Raw genomic sequence first — 20,201 nt, 5'->3', positions numbered from 1 at the left:
AAGACGGTCTGCGCTTCGCCATCCGTGAAGGCGGTCGTACCGTCGGCGCTGGCGTCGTCTCGAAAATCATCGAATAATTTCAGGGCTTTATCGCCTGGGATTTGGAAAGCGCCCCTGCGGGGGCGCTTTTTTCGTGTAAAATGGCCTGTCGGTAACACGTCGGTAAAGCGACGGTATCGCGACTGTGGTCCGGATGGGCTGCGAAAAATCGCGCAGCACGGGAAAGAAGTCACCGAAAGCGGTGGATTCTGTCTTGCAAAGCGCGGGCCCGTTTCGTAAACGCTGTCGCGCAGTAGGGGTATAGCTCAGTTGGTAGAGCGACGGTCTCCAAAACCGTAGGTCCCGGGTTCGAGCCCTGGTGCCCCTGCCATTTCCTCAAGTTTGATGATCGTTTGACTGGCCCGGCTTCGGGTGCAGGGCGCATTTGCGCTGGCCACAGTCTCAGGATGGTTTCGCCAAAATCCCGTCACGCGCATCTAAATTTCGTCGCGTTTGCCACAATTTTGCCCAAATCGTGCCGTAGCATGGCTTTAATCGCGCGGGGTCCGGGGGGATTCCGTGTGGGAAGCGTGGGGGCGCTTATATAGGATTTTGTGCTGCCATGGCGCTATCTCATGACCTGCAGGCAAGCGAGCTGAGCAAGCTGGCGCTGCGCCCTGGTCTGCGTCTCGATCCTCTCGAGAGCCCGGGCCAAGTTATTTCAGATGAAGAAACCGATGCGATTATCCGCGCGATCCTCACCGAGGATCAGCAGGAGCAATTGAAGCGTCGTCGTCAAAAACGGGTCGGTAAAGTATTTCCGGAACTGGCCCCGGCTGCGGAGGCGGAAGATAGCGCCGGGCAGGGCGGGTCGCTGGCTGGATCGCTGGCCGGTTCGCTGGCGGGTCGTCTGCGCAAGCGCGCGACGCCGGTCGCGGCGGGCCCGGTTGAGAGCCTAGTGAAGAGCCCAGTGAAGTCCCCAGTGAAGAGCGCAACACCACGCAAGGCCCGCGCAGAGGCTGTCGCGGCTCCGACGACCACGCGGGCGCGGGCGCGGTTCTCGCTGAGCCGATTCAAAACGTTGAAGCTTCGCAGCGATGCAGAGCCGCGCGATGATCGTCAGCCGCGCTGGCTGCGGCCGGTGGCCTATGCCGGGTTTGCCCTGCTGCTTCTGGTCTGGCCGATGTTTCTCGTGCTCTGGCTGGCGCTGGCGGTCTGGGGCTTTGTGATGTTCGTGGCGATTGTCGGCAAGGGCAGCTTTCACGAGGCCTTTGGGCGGCTCTATCGCTGGCTCAAGGCGCGGCGCCCGGACCGGGCCGAGCTCATGCGGCGGCGCATGGATCGTCTGGCTGAGCGGGTCGATGGCTGGCTCGACCGGCTGCCGAGCAGCTGGGCCGAACGTCTGGCGCTGCCGGATTTCAGCGCCGCGGCGCTCGACCCGGACGATGTGGGCGATCTGCCCGATCCGTTTGAAAAACTGACGCGCGCGCCCTCCTGAGGGCGCGTTCGCCGTGGTGGGGGAGTAGGGTCCGGCGTGCCAGTGGCTGCGCCGGGCCGCAAGCCTTGGCGTGATGCCTCAGGGTGCCCTGTGGAGGTGCCCTCTAGGACCGCCGCAGCGGATCCCCGGCATCAGCCCTTGAAAAGCGCGGCCCGCCCCAGTATGTGCGAGCCAAGCAAATAGGGAAGACGTGATCGCAAATGGCCCGTACCAATCCGTTCCAATTCATTCAGCAAGTCCGCTCGGAAGTCGCCAAGGTTGTTTGGCCGACGCGCCGCGAGGTATTCCTGACCACGGTGATGGTATTCATCATGGCCACTTTGACGGCGATTTTCTTTGCCTTGGTGGATCTGGGCATCCGCACCGGGCTGACCTCGGTGCTGGGGCTCTTCGGCTAAGCAGGCTGAATTTCCTCGCGCGCACTTGAAATTGCAGGGCAGGGGCGGTAAGCCGCGCTTTATCCCTGACACTGGCGCGCGGCGATTCGAGCTGCGCGTCGATTTATGGTGTCGGAAGGGCGGGTCAGCCGCCCTTGTTGAATGAAATTAAGGTCTGGCCTTGGCGCCGGATGATCCGAGGAAGTTGGTCGATGGCAAAGCGGTGGTATTCGGTGAGCGTGCTCTCGAATTTTGAAAAGAAAATCGCCGAGCAGATCAGGCAGTCCGTCACCGAGCAGGCGCTCGAGGATGAGATTGACGAGGTTCTGGTGCCCACCGAAGAGGTGATCGAGGTGCGCCGTGGCAAGAAAGTGACCACAGAGCGCCGTTTCATGCCCGGCTATGTGCTGGTGCATATGGAAATGTCGGATCAGGGCTATCACCTGATCAACTCGATCAACCGCGTCACCGGCTTCCTTGGGCCGCAGGGCCGTCCGATGCCGATGCGCGATGCCGAGGTCAATGCGATCCTCAACCGCGTTCAGGAAGGCGAAGAAACGCCGCGGACGCTCATCCACTTTGAAGTGGGCGAGAAGGTCAAGGTCAACGACGGGCCCTTCGAGGGCTTTGACGGCATGGTCGAAGAGGTGGATGACGACAATCAGCGCCTCAAGGTCACGGTGTCGATCTTTGGCCGGGAAACCCCGGTCGAGCTGGAATTTACCCAGGTCGCCAAACAGGGCTGATCTCGGTAGGCCCTTCGCGGGTTTCGCGGCGGGCAGCCCTTGGGCCATAGGTCCCGAGGTTTCATGTGGGAGGCGAGGGGGCCGCGGCCGCCGGACCGAACCACACAACGCAAGATCCCGAGGGGCGCGCCCTGAGGGAGTTGAAAAGGAGAAGGCCAATGGCCAAGAAGCTCGCAGGCAAGATGAAGCTGCAAGTGCCCGCCGGTCAGGCGAACCCGTCGCCCCCCGTCGGCCCCGCACTGGGTCAGCGCGGCATCAACATCATGGAATTCTGCAAGGCGTTCAACGCCAAGACGCAGGACATGGAGCCCGGTGCACCGTGCCCGACCGTGATCACCTATTATCAGGACAAGTCCTTTGAAATGGACATCAAGACGCCGCCCGCGTCCTACTACCTGAGAAAAGCCGCCAAGATCAAATCGGGTGCGAAAACCCCCGGTCGTGAAACCGTGGCAACCGTCACCGCCAAGCAGCTGCGTGAAATCGCAGAAGCCAAGTGGAAAGACCTGAACGCAAACGACGTCGAAGCCGCCATGAAGATCATTCAGGGCAGCGCGCGTTCCATGGGCATCGAGGTGAAGTAAGATGGCAAAACTGGGTAAACGCGCACGCGCCGCACGCGAAGCATTCGCCGGCAAAGAAAACCTGAGCGTCGAAGAGGCGGTTGCACTGGTCAAGGCCAATGCCAAAGCCAAGTTCGACGAAACCATCGAGATCGCTGTCAACCTCGGTGTTGACCCGCGCCACGCAGACCAGATGGTCCGCGGCGTGATCGGCCTGCCGAACGGCACTGGTAAAGACGTCCGCGTGGCGGTCTTTGCCCGTGGCGCGAAAGCGGACGAAGCCAAGGAAGCCGGTGCCGATATCGTTGGTGCCGAAGACCTGATGGAAACCGTGCAAAACGGCACGATCGATTTTGATCGCTGCATTGCCACCCCGGACATGATGCCGATCGTCGGCCGTCTGGGTAAGGTTCTCGGCCCCCGCAACCTGATGCCGAACCCCAAGGTCGGCACCGTGACCATGGATGTCGCGCAGGCTGTCAAAGGCGCCAAGGGCGGTGAAGTGCAGTTCAAGGCCGAGAAAGCCGGTGTTGTGCATGCAGGCGTTGGCAAAGCGTCCTTTGACGAAGCCAAGCTCGTCGAGAACGTGCGTGCCTTCATCAACGCAGTGGCCAAGGCCAAGCCGTCGGGCGCCAAGGGTGCCTATATGAAGAAGATCTCGCTGACCTCGACCATGGGTCCGGGCGTCACCATCGACGTGGCCACCGCCGCGACCGAGTGATCTGATCTTCAGATGATTTGCGCAGGCCCCCGGAGACGGGGGCCTGTTGCGTTTGGGGGCTCTTGTTTTGGCCCTTGTTTTGGGCTGACGCGCCCCTATTTTATGCCAGAGCCCGCCAGAGCGTGGCGAAGGACCAGGATTTTTGCCTGCATTCCGGTTTGCCCCTTCACATTCGGGATAAATACGACTAGATGCACAATTCGTCGGGTTGCCGCGTGTTGCGTGGCAGCCTGATGATTCGTCCAAGACGGTGGGTGGGCTTCGGCCCTTAATCTCCTGCCAGAGACGGGAAACGACAAGATTGGCCGGGGGTCTCCTCGGGCGAATTGGCGATGCCCCGTAAATCGGACATGATTGCCGGACGTTTGCGTCCGGTGGAACTGAGCCGGGGGGCAACCCCCATAATTGGAGTGAAACTGTGGATAGAGCCCAGAAAGAGAAAGTGGTCGAGGAACTCGGCCAGATCTTCGAAAGCTCTGGCGTCGTAGTGGTAGCACATTACGAAGGCCTGACAGTTGCCGAGATGCAGGATCTCCGGTCGCGCGCGCGCGAAGCCGAAGCATCCGTTCGTGTCGCCAAGAACAGGCTCGCCAAGATCGCCCTTGACGGAAAGCCCTGCGCAAGCATTGCTGACTATCTTTCGGGCATGACCGTTCTGACCTTTTCGGAAGACCCCGTGGCAGCAGCCAAGGTCGCCGAAGGTTTCGCCAAGGACAACAAGAAGTTTGAAATCCTTGGCGGGGCTATGGGTGAGAACGCTCTGGACCGGGCTGGTGTTGAAGCCGTGTCGAAAATGCCGTCGCGTGAGGAGCTTATTGCTTCGATCGTTGGCTGCATCGCCGCGCCTGCTTCGAACATTGCCGGTGCGATTGGCGCCCCTGCTTCGAACATCGCGAGCATCCTCTCGACTATCGAGGAAAAGGCGGAAGCCGCCTAAGGCAACTGACATGGCCTGCGTAGGGTAACCCCTGACGTTGGAACACAATCTGTAAACGGAAAGAGCTGATACAATGGCTGATCTGAAAAAACTCGCTGAAGAGATCGTTGGTCTGACGCTTCTCGAAGCACAAGAACTGAAAACCATCCTGAAAGACGAATACGGCATCGAGCCCGCTGCTGGCGGCGCTGTGATGGTTGCCGCAGCTGGCGGCGACGCCGGTGGCGCAGCTGCTGAAGAGCAAACCGAATTCGACGTGATCCTGAAATCGGCCGGTGCGTCGAAAATCAACGTGATCAAAGAAGTCCGCGCCATCACCGGCCTGGGCCTCAAAGAAGCCAAAGAGCTCGTCGAAGCTGGCGGCAAAGCCGTCAAAGAGCAAGTCTCGAAAGACGAAGCCGAGGACATCAAAGGCAAGCTGGAAGCAGCTGGCGCCGAGGTGGAACTCAAGTAATCGGCGCCGGGGTGACCCGCAACGATTTCTAAAGGCTGGGTCCGGTTTTCCGGGCTCAGCCGAACCTGTCTCAGAGAGCCCCTGCCGGGGCGGGGGTTCTCTAAGACGAGGTTCTTCGATCGGGAGGCACGTGGTGGGACACGCGCCGGGAATAGATCGAACCCGTTGTCTCTGATGGGTGTGGTGCCGGGGCCCGACGGCAGCTGCACCCAGCGAGAAATGAAAGGTGACCAGACATATGGCTCAGACCTACCTTGGCCAAAAACGTTTGCGCAGATATTTCGGCAAAATCCGTGAAGTCCTCGAGATGCCGAACCTCATCGAGGTGCAGAAATCCTCGTATGATCTTTTCCTGAATTCCGGCGACCAGCCCCAGCCGATGGACGGCGAAGGCATCAAAGGCGTCTTCCAATCGGTCTTCCCGATTTCGGATTTCAACGAGACCAGCGTGATCGAATTCGTCGATTACGAGCTCGAAAAGCCGAAATACGACGTTGAAGAATGTATGCAACGCGACATGACCTACAGCGCGCCTCTCAAGGTGACGCTGCGTCTGATCGTGTTCGATGTGGACGAAGACACCGGGGCCAAATCGGTCAAGGATATCAAGGAACAAGACGTGTTCATGGGCGACATGCCCCTGATGACGCCGAACGGCACCTTCGTGGTCAACGGCACCGAGCGCGTGATCGTCAGCCAGATGCACCGTTCGCCGGGCGTGTTCTTTGACCACGACAAGGGCAAAACCCATTCCTCGGGCAAGCTTCTCTTTGCCTGCCGGATCATCCCCTATCGCGGCTCCTGGCTCGATTTCGAATTCGACGCCAAGGACATCGTCTTTGCCCGTATCGACCGTCGCCGCAAACTGCCGGTGACGACGCTGCTCTATGCGCTGGGCCTCGACCAAGAGGGCATCATGGATGCCTATTACGACACGGTCGAATTCAAGCTGAAGAAGAACAAGGGCTGGGTCACCAAGTTCTTCCCCGAGCGCGTGCGCGGCACCCGTCCGACCTTTGATCTGGTCGACGCCAATACCGGCGAAGTGATTGCCGAAGCCTCCAAGAAAGTCACGCCGCGCGCGGTCAAGAAACTGATCGACGAAGGCCAAGTGACCGAGCTTCTGGTGCCCTTCGAGCATATCGTCGGCAAGTTCGTGGCGCGGGACATCATCAATGAAGAAAACGGCGCGATCTATGTCGAAGCGGGCGACGAGCTGACGCTCGAGCGCGACAAGGATGGCGACATCATTGGCGGCACGCTCAAAGAGCTGATCGATGCCGGTATCACCGATATCCCGGTTCTCGACATCGACAACATCAATGTCGGCCCCTACATGCGCAACACCATGGCGCAGGACAAGAACATGAACCGCGAAAGCGCGCTCATGGATATCTATCGCGTCATGCGTCCGGGCGAACCGCCCACCGTCGATGCGGCCTCGGCGCTGTTCGACACGCTGTTCTTCGATAGCGAACGCTATGATCTCTCGGCGGTTGGCCGGGTGAAGATGAACATGCGTCTGGCGCTCGACAAGCCGGACACGCAACGGACCCTCGACCGCGAAGACATCGTGGCCTGCATCAAGGCCCTGGTCGAGCTGCGCGACGGCAAGGGCGACATCGACGACATCGACCACCTCGGCAACCGCCGGGTGCGTTCGGTCGGCGAGCTGATGGAGAACCAGTACCGCGTTGGCCTGCTCCGCATGGAGCGCGCGATCAAGGAACGCATGTCGTCGGTCGAGATCGACACGGTGATGCCGCAGGATCTGATCAACGCCAAGCCGGCGGCGGCTGCGGTGCGTGAATTCTTTGGCTCGAGCCAGCTGTCGCAGTTCATGGACCAGACCAACCCTCTCTCGGAAGTGACGCATAAGCGTCGTCTTTCGGCGCTTGGGCCGGGCGGTCTGACCCGTGAGCGTGCCGGCTTTGAGGTGCGTGACGTTCACGCCACCCACTATGGCCGGATGTGCCCGATTGAAACGCCGGAAGGCCCGAACATTGGTCTCATCAACTCGCTGGCGACCTTTGCCCGCGTCAACAAATACGGCTTTATCGAAACGCCCTATCGTCGCGTCGTGGACGGTCAGGTGACGGATAATGTGCAATACATGTCCGCCACCGAAGAGCAGCGTCACGTTGTGGCGCAGGCCAACGCGAATATCGACGAGACCGGCCGCTTTGTGAACGAGATGGTCAACACCCGTCAGGCGGGCGAATACACGCTGTCGCCGATCGAGAATGTTGACCTGATCGACGTGAGCCCGAAACAGTTGGTGTCGGTTGCGGCCTCGCTCATCCCGTTCCTTGAAAACGACGACGCCAACCGCGCCCTGATGGGCTCGAACATGATGCGTCAGGCGCTGCCGCTGCTGCAGGCAGAGGCGCCGCTTGTCGGGACCGGGATCGAGGGCGTCGTGGCCCGCGATTCGGGGGCGGCGATCATGGCGAAACGCGCCGGGATCATCGACCAGGTCGATGCCCAGCGTATCGTTGTGCGCGCCACCGAGGATCTCGAGCCGGGCGATCCGGGCGTCGACATCTATCGTCTGCGCAAGTTCCAGCGGTCGAACCAGAACAGCTGTATCAACCAGAAGCCTCTGGTGAAGGTGGGTGACACCGTGATCAAGGGCGAAGTTGTCGCCGATGGTCCGGCCACCGATATGGGCGAACTGGCCGTCGGTCGGAACGTGGTCGTCGCGTTCATGCCGTGGAATGGCTATAACTTCGAAGACTCGATCCTGATCTCGGAGCGCATGGCGCGTGATGACGTCTTTACCTCGGTGCATATCGAGGAATTCGAAGTCGCGGCCCGTGACACCAAGCTTGGGCCGGAAGAGATCACCCGCGACATCCCGAACGTCGGCGAGGAAGCCCTGCGCAACCTCGACGAGGCGGGCATCGTCTATATCGGCGCCGATGTGGAGCCGGGCGATATCCTCGTGGGTAAGATCACGCCGAAGGGCGAGAGCCCGATGACACCGGAAGAAAAGCTTCTGCGTGCCATCTTTGGCGAGAAAGCCTCGGATGTGCGCGACACCTCGCTGCGCGTCAAGCCGGGCGATTTCGGTACGGTCGTGGAAGTGCGCGTCTTCAACCGCCATGGTGTGGAAAAAGACGAGCGTGCGCTGCAGATCGAGCGTGAGGAAGTCGAACGTCTGGCCCGTGACCGGGACGACGAGCTGGCGATCCTCGAGCGCAACATCTATGCGCGTCTCAAGTCGATGATCCTCGGCAAGGTCGCGGTCAAAGGCCCGAAAGGCGTCAAGGCGAATTCGGACATCACCGAAGAGCTTCTCGAGACGCTGAGCAAGGGTCAGTGGTGGCAGCTTGCCCTCAAGGACGAGCAGGACGCACAGATCGTCGAGGCCCTGAACGAGCAGTATGAGGCGCAGAAACGCGCGCTCGATGCCCGGTTCGAGGACAAGGTCGAGAAAGTGCGCCGCGGCGATGATCTGCCGCCGGGTGTGATGAAGATGGTCAAGGTCTTCATCGCGGTGAAGCGCAAGCTTCAGCCGGGCGACAAGATGGCCGGTCGTCACGGGAACAAGGGTGTGGTGTCGAAAGTCGTGCCGATGGAGGACATGCCGTTCCTCGCGGATGGGACGCCGGTCGATATCTGCCTCAACCCGCTGGGGGTTCCGAGCCGGATGAACGTCGGTCAGATCCTCGAAACCCACATGGGCTGGGCCGCGCGTGGCTTTGGTGTCCAGATCGACGAAGCGCTGCAGGATTACCGGCGCTCGGGCGACCTGACGCCGGTGCGTGAGGCGATGAAGCTGGCCTATGGTGAAGAGGTCTATGACGAAGGCATCGCAGGCATGGACGAAGGTCAGCTGGTCGAGGCTGCGGGCAATGTGACCCGTGGTGTTCCGATCGCAACGCCGGTCTTCGACGGGGCCAAAGAGGCCGATGTCAACGACGCGCTGCGCCGGGCTGGTTTCGACACCTCGGGTCAGTCGGTGCTGTTCGACGGTCGCTCGGGTGAGCAATTCGCCCGTCCGGTGACGGTGGGTGTCAAATACCTGCTCAAGCTGCACCACCTGGTGGACGACAAGATCCACGCGCGGTCTACCGGGCCCTACAGCCTCGTCACCCAGCAGCCGCTGGGCGGTAAGGCGCAGTTCGGTGGTCAGCGGTTCGGGGAGATGGAAGTCTGGGCTCTCGAAGCCTATGGCGCCGCCTACACCCTGCAGGAAATGCTGACCGTGAAGTCGGATGACGTGGCGGGCCGGACCAAGGTCTATGAATCGATCGTCAAAGGCGAAGATAACTTTGAGGCCGGTGTGCCCGAGAGCTTCAACGTTCTCGTGAAAGAGGTTCGCGGCCTCGGCCTCAACATGGAACTCCTGGATGCGGAGGGTGACGAGTAACGGCGCCACCGGAAACTTGCAAAGTTTCCGGCCCGGTTTCTTGCCCAAGAAACCGGGCCCACGCCGACCCACCGCACGAAATTTGAGGACATCAAAATGAACCAGGAACTGACAAACAACCCGTTCAACCCGAACGCGCCCGCACAGGTTTTCGATGAAATCCGTGTGAGCCTGGCCAGCCCTGAGCGTATTCTCAGCTGGTCCTACGGTGAGATCAAAAAGCCGGAAACCATCAACTACCGCACGTTCAAGCCCGAGCGTGACGGTCTGTTCTGTGCGCGTATCTTTGGCCCGATCAAGGATTACGAATGCCTCTGCGGCAAATATAAGCGCATGAAATATCGCGGCGTCGTCTGCGAGAAATGCGGTGTGGAAGTCACGCTGCAGAAGGTCCGCCGCGAGCGTATGGGCCATATCGAGCTGGCCGCGCCCTGCGCCCATATCTGGTTCCTCAAGTCGCTGCCCTCGCGCATCGGCCTGATGCTGGACATGACGCTGCGCGATCTCGAGCGTGTGCTCTATTTCGAGAATTATGTGGTGATCGAGCCGGGTCTCACCGACCTGACCTATGGCCAGATGCTCTCGGAAGAAGAGTTCATGGACGCCCAGGACGCCTATGGCGCCGATGCGTTCACCGCCAATATCGGTGCCGAAGCCATTCGTGACATGCTGGCCCAGATCGACCTCGAAGCCGAGGCCGAGCAGCTGCGCGCGGATCTCGCCGAAGCCACTGGCGAGCTCAAGCCCAAGAAGATCATCAAGCGTCTGAAAGTGGTCGAGAGCTTCCTCGAGAGCGGCAACCGTCCCGAGTGGATGGTGATGACGGTGATCCCGGTGATCCCGCCAGAACTGCGCCCGCTGGTGCCGCTGGATGGGGGCCGTTTCGCGACTTCCGACCTCAACGACCTGTATCGCCGGGTGATCAACCGGAACAACCGTCTCAAGCGGCTGATCGAACTGCGTGCGCCCGATATCATCGTGCGCAACGAAAAGCGGATGCTGCAGGAATCGGTCGATGCGCTGTTCGACAACGGCCGTCGTGGCCGCGTGATCACCGGTGCCAACAAGCGCCCGCTGAAATCGCTGTCGGATATGCTCAAAGGCAAGCAGGGTCGTTTCCGTCAGAACCTTTTGGGTAAGCGGGTCGACTTTTCGGGTCGTTCGGTCATTGTGACCGGTCCCGAGCTCAAGCTGCATCAGTGCGGTCTGCCGAAGAAGATGGCGCTCGAGCTGTTCAAGCCCTTCATCTATTCGCGGCTCGAGGCCAAAGGTCTCAGCAGCACGGTGAAACAGGCGAAGAAGCTGGTGGAGAAGGAACGTCCCGAGGTTTGGGATATTCTCGATGAGGTGATCCGTGAACACCCCGTCATGCTCAACCGGGCGCCGACGCTGCACCGTCTGGGTATTCAGGCGTTCGAACCCACGCTGATCGAAGGGAAGGCGATCCAGCTGCACCCGCTGGTCTGCTCGGCCTTCAACGCTGACTTTGACGGCGACCAGATGGCCGTTCACGTGCCGCTGAGCCTTGAGGCCCAGCTCGAGGCGCGGGTTCTGATGATGTCGACGAACAACGTTCTGTCGCCGGCCAACGGCGCGCCGATCATCGTTCCGTCGCAGGATATGATCCTTGGTCTCTATTATGCCTCGCTGCAACGCGAAGGCATGAAGGGCGAGGGCATGTCGTTCGCGTCGATCGACGAGGTTCAGCACGCTCTGGACGCGGGCGAAGTGCATCTGCATGCCAAGGTCACCGCGCGGGTTCCGCAGATCGATGCCGAGGGCAACGAGTTCATTACCCGTATCGAGACCACGCCGGGCCGGGTCCGTCTTGGCGCGCTTCTGCCGAAGAACGCCAAGGCACCGTTCAGCCTCGTCAACCGTCTGCTGCGCAAGAAAGAAGTGCAGCAGGTCATCGATACCGTCTACCGCTATTGCGGTCAGAAGGAATCGGTCATCTTCTGTGACCAGATCATGGCGATGGGGTTCCGCGAAGCGTTCAAGGCGGGCATCTCGTTCGGCAAGGACGACATGGTCATTCCCGATGACAAGTGGAGCATCGTCAACGAGACGCGCGAGCAGGTCAAAGGCTTTGAGCAGCAGTACATGGACGGCCTGATCACTCAGGGCGAAAAGTACAACAAGGTGGTCGATGCCTGGTCGAAATGTAACGACCATGTCACCGAAGCCATGATGGGCACGATCTCGGCGTCGAAAACCGACGAGAACGGTGTCGAGCTCGAGCCGAACTCGGTCTATATGATGGCCCACTCCGGTGCGCGTGGCTCGGTCACGCAGATGAAGCAGCTGGGCGGGATGCGCGGCCTGATGGCGAAGCCGAATGGCGACATCATCGAGACGCCGATCATCTCGAACTTCAAGGAAGGTCTGACCGTTCTTGAATACTTCAACTCGACCCACGGGGCGCGGAAAGGTCTGTCGGATACGGCTCTGAAAACCGCGAACTCGGGCTATCTGACCCGCCGTCTGGTGGACGTGGCGCAGGACTGCATCGTGCGCGAGCATGATTGCGGCACCGACCGCGCGATCACCGCAGAGCCGGCGGTCAATGACGGCGAAGTCGTGGCGAGCCTTGGCGAGCGTGTTCTGGGCCGTGTTGCGGCCGAGGATATCCTCAAGCCGGGGACCGAAGAGGTCATCGTGGCCGAAGGCCAGCTCATCGACGAGCTCACCGCTGATGCGATCGAGGAGGCCGCGGTGCAATCCGCGCGCATCCGCAGCCCGCTCACCTGTGAGGCCGAGGATGGCGTCTGTGCCATGTGCTATGGTCGTGACCTGGCGCGCGGCACGATGGTCAACGAAGGCGAAGCGGTGGGCATCATCGCGGCGCAGTCGATCGGGGAACCCGGGACACAGCTGACGATGCGGACCTTCCACATCGGGGGCGTTGCGCAGGGTGGCCAACAGTCGTTCCTGGAAGCAAGCCAGGAGGGCACGGTCGTGTTCGAGAGCGCCACAACGCTCGAGAACTCGCTCGGTGAGACGCTGGTCATGGGCCGGAATATGAAGCTCAAGATCATGGGCGATGGCGAGCGTGAGCTGGCCAGCCACAAGATCGGCTATGGCTCGCGCCTGCATGTCACCGAAGGGCAGAAAGTGTCCCGCGGCGACAAGCTCTTCGAATGGGATCCCTATACCCTGCCGATCATCGCCGAGAAGTCGGGTACCGCGAAATTCGTGGACCTGGTGACCGGTGTGGCCGTGCGTGACGAAACCGATGACGCGACCGGCATGACCCAGAAGATCGTGGTTGACTGGCGTGCGGCGCCCAAGGGCAATGAGCTCAAGCCTGAGATCATCGTCATGGGTGAGGATGGTGAGCCGGTCCGCAATGAAGCGGGCAACCCGGTGACCTATCCGATGTCGGTGGATGCGATCCTCTCGATCGAGGATGGTGATCCGATCAAGGCGGGTGACGTCGTGGCGCGTATTCCGCGTGAAGGCGCCAAGACCAAGGACATCACCGGTGGTCTGCCGCGTGTGGCCGAACTCTTTGAGGCACGTCGCCCCAAGGATCACGCCATCATCGCGGAGATCGACGGCTATGTTCGCTATGGTCGCGACTACAAGAACAAGCGTCGCATCAGCATCGAACCGGCCGACGAGACCATGGAAACCGTCGAGTACATGGTGCCCAAGGGCAAGCACATTCCTGTTCAGGAAGGTGACTATGTCCAGAAGGGCGATTACATCATGGACGGCAACCCGGCACCGCATGACATCCTGTCCATCATGGGTGTCGAAGCGCTGGCGGATTACATGATCGACGAGGTCCAGGACGTCTATCGTCTGCAAGGCGTGAAGATCAACGACAAGCATATCGAAGTGATCGTGCGTCAGATGCTGCAGAAGTGGGAAATCCTCGACAGCGGGGACACTACGCTTCTCAAAGGCGAGCATGTGGACAAGGCCGAGTTCGACGCGGCCAACCAGAAGGCGCTCGATCGGGGCAAACGTCCGGCTCAGGGCGAGCCGATCCTGCTCGGGATCACCAAGGCGTCGCTGCAGACCCGCAGCTTCATCTCGGCGGCCTCGTTCCAGGAAACGACCCGCGTGCTCACCGAGGCATCGGTTCAGGGCAAGCGCGACAAGCTGGTTGGTCTGAAAGAGAACGTCATCGTTGGCCGGTTGATCCCGGCGGGCACCGGTGGTGCGACGCAAGAGATGCGTCACATCGCGCAGGGCCGCGACAATGTCGTGATCGAAGCGCGTCGCGAGGAGGCCGAAGCGGCCGCCGCGCTGGCCGCTCCGGTTCAGGAAGACGTGGTCGGTGGCGATGCGTTCGACAATCTGGTGGAAACGCCGGAAAGCCGCGACAGCTGATCCAAGCGATCTGAGAAAAACGGGGGCCTCGCCACATCGGCGGGGCCCTTTCTTTTTGAGTCTTGGCCTCTGCTGTCCCAGTAGCGGATTGTGCCAAGTCGGTGATGGATACAATTCGTACCTTGCCACTGGCGGCGTTTGCTTTGAGAAATGACGCGAGGGCAGGAGGACGCCATGGCCATTTCCGACAATCTGAAAGGGGCGCTGTTGATGATGGCGTCGATGGCCGCCTTTACCATCAACGACATGTTTATGAAGATGATGACCGGGCAGGTGCCCGTGGTGCAGCTCATCTTCCTGCGGGGTGCGCTGACCACGACGGCGGTGAGCCTGCTGGCGTGGCGGATGGGGGCGTTCAGCGGGCGGATCGCGCCGCGGGATCGGGTGTTTGTGGCGCTGCGCACAGGCGCGGAGATCTGTGCCACCTATTTCTTTCTCACCGCGCTCAGCCATATGCCGCTCGCCAATATCACGGCGATCCTGCAGGCGCTGCCCCTGGTGCTGGCGCTGGCGGCGGCACTGTTTCTGGGCGAGGGCTTTGGCTGGAAGCGTCTGGTGGCCATTGTCATCGGTTTTATCGGCGTGATGCTCATCGTGCGGCCCGGGGCGGAAGGGTTCACGATCTATTCGATCTACGGGCTGATTGCGGTCTGTTTCGTCACGGTGCGCGATCTCTCGACGCGCCGGTTGTCACGCGAGACGCCCTCGATGCTGGTGACGTGGGTGACGACCGTGGCGATCACGCTGGTCTATGGCGTGGTCAGCACGGGGGTGGACTGGGCGCCGATCAGCGGGCGCGAGGCGCTGCTGCTGACGCTGACTTCAGGGTCGATCTTCTGTGGCTATCTGTTTTCGATCATGGTGATGCGGGTGGGAGAGATATCCTTTACCGCGCCGTTCAGATACACCGGGCTGCTCTGGGCGCTGGCGCTGGGCTGGTTTGCCTTTGGCGAATGGCCGGCGCCTCTGACACTTCTGGGGGCGGGGATCGTGGCCGCCAGTGGCGTGTTCACGATTTACCGCGAAGCGCGGACAGGTCGGCGAACACCTCTGCAATATGGTCCTCGGATACGTTGAACCGGGTTTTGAACAGCTCTTTTTGCGCCTCGTCCGCCGGGACCAGATTGCGCGGCTGAAACTTGTCGCCGGAATCATTGTCGTCATGTTTCGAGCGCAGATACATCGGCGGCGCGGGCTGGATCATCATCGGCATCACCTGATGCAGCTTGTGATGGCCGAAGTTCATCACCGTCTTGCTGTCCTTGGCGGGGAAATAGACCGCCAGCCCACAGGACAGGAAATGGCCGAATTCGGCGCGCACGGCGAGGCCGCTGTCTGACAGTTTGACGCTGAACCCGTTGTTGAAATCAAAGGCCATGCGCCCGGTTTCACGGTGGAAACGACCGCTGCGGCGGAGCGCAAACCGGGCCTGTTGCACAAAGTCGATGCCGATGGCGTCGTCATCGTCGATGCGAAATTGCAGCGAGGGCTGATCGGTGTCGCCGAGCTCGGCCTTGATGGCCAGTTCGAGCGCGGTGCGGTGCTTGATCGGCGGGGTCGGCACGATCTTGAGCTGGGGCAGGGGGGCGGTGATCTCGTGCAGCCGGTCGAGCCAGTGTTTCGGCATGTTCTCCCCGATGATGACCAGCACGGTGAACTCGGGGTTGGTTTGGGCCTTGAGCGAGGGCAGGGTCAGGCTCTCGAAGTGCCAAAAGCGCAGCGCCATGCGCGCGTCGTCATAGAGATAGGCCTCGCGTTCCTCGAGGCTGTCGTGCATCCGGCGAAACCCGCCGTGGGCCGGGTAGGAGAAGCGGCAGACACCGATCACGCGCATGATGGCGCCCCGGTGCGGCTGTGGCTATCGGCGATGGACGGCACGGATATGGTCTTGGTCAATGTTGAATACCTGTTTCAAATGTCGGGCGTCTTCCTCGGTGACGCGGGGCACGCGGACGGGCTTGATCCCGTCTTTTTGTCGAGAGTCATTATACTCATTATGGCCGCGGATATACATATCCTCTCCGGTGACGCTCAGCACCGGCATCACGCGGGTCAGTTTGGCATGGCTGAAATTCATGATGCCGCGCGAGGCGTGGGGTGAGACGGCCATCGCCAGCGCCGGGGTCCAGAGCGCTTCGACACAGGGTTTGGCGCGCAGGCCCTTGGCGTCGATCCGGGCGATATAGCCCTGGTTGAAATCAATGCCGACATAGCGGTTGCGGGCGATGACGCCTGACAGATCCTCTGCCACTTCGCGCAGCCGTTTGACGAAATGGATGCTGACCGCGTCGTCATCATCCATGCGGAATTGCAAGGAGGGCAGGCCAGTCGGCTGGCGCAGCTCTTGCAGGATTTCCTTCATCACCGGGCGGTGGCGTTTTGGCGGGCGGGCGATGATCACCGCCTGCGGGATGTCGGCCAGAAGCGCCTCGAGCCGGGCGCGATGCTGGTCAGGGAAGGAGGTGCCGATCACCACGCCGAGGGTGAAGTTCTGATCGCTCTGGGCGCGCAGCGGCGGCAGGGTGATCGTCTCGAACATGCGAAACCGTTCGTCGAGCCGGGTGGGGTCGTAGAGAAAGGCCTCGCGTTCGGCGATGGTTTCATGTTCGACCTGAAACCCGCCAAGCGCCGGGTAGGAAAACCGGCAAAGCCCGATCACCTGCATATCACGACTGTTCATTGCGACCGCTCTGATTGTTCCTGCTCGACCATCGTCGACAATAATGACAAGAACAAGATCATACCGCGACGGGGTAAGGAGAAGAATGGGGGCAGGGAGAAATGGGGCGTGCTGTTGACAAGCCTTCCGACTCCCCCTATACGCGCCCCATCCAGGCACTGGGGGGTCGCCCTCAATGCCTATATCAAAATTCTAGTGGACAAGATCCGGGCACTTTTATCGCCCCGATCCTCTGGGAACCCACCGCGTCGTTTACCTCGGAATGGAAACGATTGCGGCATTTGTGCTTGCGGACGCGTTAAGTGCAGAAACTGAAACCGCATAGGGCCCATGGCCTGGTGCAAACACATGTGTTGAGAGACGGGAAAGAGACCGGAATGCCAACGATCCAACAGCTGATCCGCAAGCCGCGGCAGCCCAAAGTTAAGCGCTCGAAGTCGATGCACCTCGAGCAGTGCCCCCAGAAACGCGGCGTCTGCACGCGAGTCTATACCACGACCCCGAAAAAGCCGAACTCGGCCATGCGGAAGGTCGCCAAGGTGCGCCTGACCAACGGCTACGAGGTGATCAGCTACATTCCGGGTGAGAGCCACAACCTGCAGGAACACTCGGTTGTTCTGATCCGCGGCGGCCGTGTAAAAGACCTTCCCGGTGTGCGCTATCACATCCTTCGTGGTGTTCTGGATACCCAGGGCGTCAAAGACCGTAAGCAGCGTCGTTCGAAATACGGCGCCAAGCGTCCTAAGTAAGAGGAATCTGAGATGTCTCGTCGTCACGCTGCTGAAAAACGCGAAGTCCTGCCCGACGCCAAGTTTGGTGACCGGGTTCTGACGAAATTCATGAACAACCTGATGATCGACGGTAAGAAATCGGTCGCCGAAAAGATCGTCTACAACGCGCTCGATCGCGTTGAAGGCAAGATCAAGCGCGCCCCCGTCGAAGTCTTCCACGAAGCCCTGGACAACATCAAACCGTCGGTCGAGGTTCGCTCGCGCCGTGTGGGTGGTGCCACCTACCAGGTTCCCGTCGAAGTGCGCCCCGAGCGCCGTGAAGCGCTGGCGATCCGCTGGCTGATCACCGCCAGCCGCGCCCGCAACGAGAACACGATGGAAGAGCGCCTCGCCGGTGAGCTGCTTGACGCCGTTCAATCGCGCGGTTCCGCTGTCAAGAAACGCGAAGATACCCACAAGATGGCCGAAGCGAACAAAGCTTTCAGCCATTACCGCTGGTAAGTCCGGAGAGGAACTACACCCATGGCACGCGATTATCCGCTCGAACGGTACCGCAACTTCGGTATCATGGCCCATATCGACGCAGGCAAGACCACCTGCTCGGAACGTATCCTGTTTTACACCGGCAAATCCCACAACATCGGTGAGGTGCATGATGGCGCCGCCACCATGGACTGGATGGAGCAGGAGCAGGAACGCGGGATCACCATCACCTCGGCTGCGACCACCACCTTCTGGGAACGCACCGAAGACGGCGAGACCCCCGACACGCCCAAGCACCGGATGAACATCATCGACACCCCCGGCCACGTGGACTTCACCATTGAAGTCGAACGTTCGCTGGCGGTTCTCGACGGTGCGGTTGCTGTTCTCGACGCCAACGCCGGCGTTGAGCCCCAGACCGAAACCGTGTGGCGTCAGGCTGACCGCTACAAAGTTCCGCGTATCGTCTTCGTCAACAAGATGGACAAGATCGGCGCGGACTTCTTCAACTGCGTTCACATGATCAAAGACCGCACCGGCGCGACCCCCGTGCCCGTGGCGATCCCGATCGGCGCAGAGAACGAGCTCGAAGGTCTGCTGGACCTCGTGACCATGGAAGAGTGGCTGTGGCAGGGTGAAGACCTCGGCGCGAGCTGGGTCAAGGCCCCGATCCGCGACAGCCTCAAGGACATGGCCGAAGAATGGCGTGGCAAGCTCATCGAGAACGCCGTCGAAATGGACGACGCCGCGATGGAAGCCTATCTCGAAGGCGAAGAGCCCGACGTCCCGACGCTCCGCAAGCTGGTCCGCAAGGGCACGCTGTCGCTGAGCTTCGTGCCGGTTCTCGGTGGCTCGGCCTTCAAGAACAAAGGCGTTCAGCCGCTTCTCAACGCTGTGATCGATTATCTGCCCAGCCCGCTGGACGTGGTCGACTACATGGGCTTCAAACCCGGCGATGAAGAAGAAGTTCGGAACATCCCGCGTCGTGCAGACGATGCGATGCCGTTCTCGGGCCTGGCCTTCAAGATCATGAACGACCCCTTCGTGGGCTCGCTGACCTTCACGCGCATCTACTCGGGCGTGCTGAACAAAGGCGACACCGTTCTGAACTCGACCAAAGGCAAGAAAGAGCGCATCGGTCGTATGATGATGATGCACTCGAACAACCGTGAAGAGATCGAAGAAGCCTTTGCAGGCGACATCATCGCGCTGGCGGGTCTGAAAGACACCACCACCGGTGACACTCTGTCGGACGTGAAAGAGCCCGTGGTTCTCGAAACCATGACCTTCCCCGATCCGGTGATCGAGATCGCGGTCGAGCCGAAAACCAAGAACGACCAAGAGAAAATGTCTCAAGGTCTGCAGCGTCTGGCGGCCGAAGACCCCTCCTTCCGTGTGGAAACTGACATCGAAAGCGGTCAGACCATCATGAAAGGCATGGGCGAACTTCACCTCGACATTCTCGTCGATCGTCTGAAGCGCGAATTCAAGGTCGAAGCCAACATCGGTGCCCCCCAGGTGGCCTATCGCGAGACCATCGGTCACGAGATCGAACACACCTACACCCACAAGAAACAGTCGGGTGGTTCGGGTCAGTTCGCCGAAGTCAAAATGGTCATCTCGCCCACAGAAGCCGGTGAAGGTTACTCGTTCGAGAGCCGCATCGTCGGTGGTTCGGTGCCGAAGGAATACATCCCCGGTGTCGAAAAAGGGATCGAGAGCGTCATGGACAGCGGTCCGCTCGCGGGCTTCCCCGTGATCGACTTCAAGGTCGCGCTGATCGACGGTAAGTTCCACGATGTGGACTCTTCGGTCATGGCCTTCGAGATCGCTGCACGTATGTGCATGCGTGAAGGTCTCCGCAAAGCGGGCGCCAAGCTGCTCGAGCCGATCATGAAGGTCGAAGTTGTCACGCCGGAAGAATACACCGGTGGCATCATCGGCGACCTGACCTCGCGTCGCGGTCAAGTGTCGGGCCAAGAGCCGCGCGGCAACGCCATCGCGATCAACGCGAATGTTCCGCTCGCGAACATGTTCGGCTACATCAACACCCTGCGTTCGATGTCCTCGGGCCGCGCGCAGTTCACGATGCAGTTCTCGCATTACGATCCGGTTCCGTCGAACATCTCGGAAGAGATTCAGGCGAAATACGCATAATCCGGGTGGCGGGGTCAGCCCCGCCCTACCCAACCTGTAGGGTGGGCGCCGCCCACCACCTGAAAAGACAAAGGAGGCCATCATGGCAAAGGAAAAGTTTGACCGCACGAAACCGCATGTGAACATCGGCACGATTGGTCACGTTGACCACGGCAAGAC

16 protein-coding genes and 1 tRNA gene are annotated in these 20,201 nt (G+C 60.6%); 15 read left to right on the top strand and 2 right to left on the bottom strand.

Annotation, left to right across the window (positions count from 1 at the left end):
• The 12 genes from WA237_RS18485 to WA237_RS18430 form a co-directional block, all read left to right on the top strand.
• Nucleotides 1-77: hypothetical protein (locus tag WA237_RS18485; protein WP_219435318.1), on the top strand; the 77-nt coding region annotated here is incomplete at its 5' end.
• A 217-nt stretch (nt 78-294) separates the two neighbouring features.
• Nucleotides 295-370 (top strand) — tRNA-Trp (locus WA237_RS18480).
• Between the two features lie 231 nt (nt 371-601).
• A complete protein-coding gene (locus tag WA237_RS18475) occupies nt 602-1,477 on the top strand; it encodes a hypothetical protein (protein WP_336099458.1) in 876 nt (291 codons plus the stop codon).
• Between the two features lie 200 nt (nt 1,478-1,677).
• Nucleotides 1,678-1,875, top strand: coding sequence for a preprotein translocase subunit SecE (gene secE, locus WA237_RS18470; RefSeq protein ID WP_009812411.1), 198 nt, complete (start codon nt 1,678-1,680; stop codon nt 1,873-1,875).
• A 191-nt stretch (nt 1,876-2,066) separates the two neighbouring features.
• On the top strand, nt 2,067-2,600 hold the full coding sequence (gene nusG / locus WA237_RS18465; RefSeq protein WP_009812410.1) for a transcription termination/antitermination protein NusG: 534 nt from the start codon (nt 2,067-2,069) through the stop codon (nt 2,598-2,600).
• 158 nt (nt 2,601-2,758) lie between these two features.
• Nucleotides 2,759-3,184 (top strand): 50S ribosomal protein L11, encoded by a 426-nt coding sequence (gene rplK, locus WA237_RS18460; protein ID WP_336099455.1) that lies wholly within the window; start codon nt 2,759-2,761, stop codon nt 3,182-3,184.
• 1 nt (nt 3,185) lies between these two features.
• The gene (rplA, locus tag WA237_RS18455) at nt 3,186-3,884 is read left to right on the top strand and encodes a 50S ribosomal protein L1 (RefSeq protein ID WP_009812408.1); all 699 of its coding nucleotides are present in this window, start codon (nt 3,186-3,188) and stop codon (nt 3,882-3,884) included.
• Between the two features lie 418 nt (nt 3,885-4,302).
• Complete coding sequence (rplJ, locus tag WA237_RS18450) at nt 4,303-4,821, top strand: 50S ribosomal protein L10 (protein ID WP_009812407.1); 519 nt, start codon at nt 4,303-4,305, stop codon at nt 4,819-4,821.
• A 73-nt stretch (nt 4,822-4,894) separates the two neighbouring features.
• Nucleotides 4,895-5,275 (top strand): 50S ribosomal protein L7/L12, encoded by a 381-nt coding sequence (gene rplL / locus WA237_RS18445; protein WP_009812406.1) that lies wholly within the window; start codon nt 4,895-4,897, stop codon nt 5,273-5,275.
• Between the two features lie 238 nt (nt 5,276-5,513).
• Nucleotides 5,514-9,650, top strand: a complete 4,137-nt coding sequence (rpoB, locus tag WA237_RS18440) for a DNA-directed RNA polymerase subunit beta (RefSeq protein ID WP_009812405.1) — start codon at nt 5,514-5,516, stop codon at nt 9,648-9,650.
• A gap of 96 nt (nt 9,651-9,746) precedes the next feature.
• A complete protein-coding gene (gene rpoC, locus WA237_RS18435; protein WP_336099452.1) occupies nt 9,747-13,991 on the top strand; it encodes a DNA-directed RNA polymerase subunit beta' in 4,245 nt (1,414 codons plus the stop codon).
• Nucleotides 13,992-14,165: 174 nt separating this feature from the next.
• Nucleotides 14,166-15,068 (top strand): DMT family transporter, encoded by a 903-nt coding sequence (locus WA237_RS18430; RefSeq protein ID WP_009812403.1) that lies wholly within the window; start codon nt 14,166-14,168, stop codon nt 15,066-15,068.
• Here the strand turns inward: WA237_RS18430 and WA237_RS18425 are convergent.
• Complete coding sequence (locus WA237_RS18425; protein ID WP_336099450.1) at nt 15,001-15,825, bottom strand: glycosyltransferase; 825 nt, start codon at nt 15,823-15,825, stop codon at nt 15,001-15,003. The two genes, WA237_RS18430 and WA237_RS18425, sit on opposite strands and share 68 nt — an antisense overlap.
• Nucleotides 15,826-15,849: 24 nt before the next feature.
• Nucleotides 15,850-16,671 (bottom strand): putative rhamnosyl transferase, encoded by an 822-nt coding sequence (locus WA237_RS18420; RefSeq protein WP_336099448.1) that lies wholly within the window; start codon nt 16,669-16,671, stop codon nt 15,850-15,852.
• A gap of 377 nt (nt 16,672-17,048) precedes the next feature.
• Here WA237_RS18420 and rpsL point away from each other — a divergent pair, with 377 nt between their 5' ends.
• The 3 genes from rpsL to fusA are packed head-to-tail and all read left to right on the top strand — an operon-like array spanning nt 17,049 to nt 20,042.
• A complete protein-coding gene (rpsL, locus tag WA237_RS18415; RefSeq protein WP_005980675.1) occupies nt 17,049-17,420 on the top strand; it encodes a 30S ribosomal protein S12 in 372 nt (123 codons plus the stop codon).
• Between the two features lie 12 nt (nt 17,421-17,432).
• Complete coding sequence (rpsG, locus tag WA237_RS18410; RefSeq protein ID WP_009812400.1) at nt 17,433-17,903, top strand: 30S ribosomal protein S7; 471 nt, start codon at nt 17,433-17,435, stop codon at nt 17,901-17,903.
• 21 nt (nt 17,904-17,924) lie between these two features.
• A complete protein-coding gene (gene fusA, locus WA237_RS18405) occupies nt 17,925-20,042 on the top strand; it encodes an elongation factor G (protein ID WP_009812399.1) in 2,118 nt (705 codons plus the stop codon).
• The last annotated feature ends 159 nt before the right edge of the window (nt 20,043-20,201 follow it).

The organism is Roseovarius sp. CH_XMU1461 (assembly GCF_037027165.1).
Taxonomy (GTDB): Bacteria; Pseudomonadota; Alphaproteobacteria; order Rhodobacterales; family Rhodobacteraceae; genus Roseovarius; species Roseovarius nubinhibens.
This window is presented reverse-complemented; position numbering and strand designations above follow the sequence as displayed.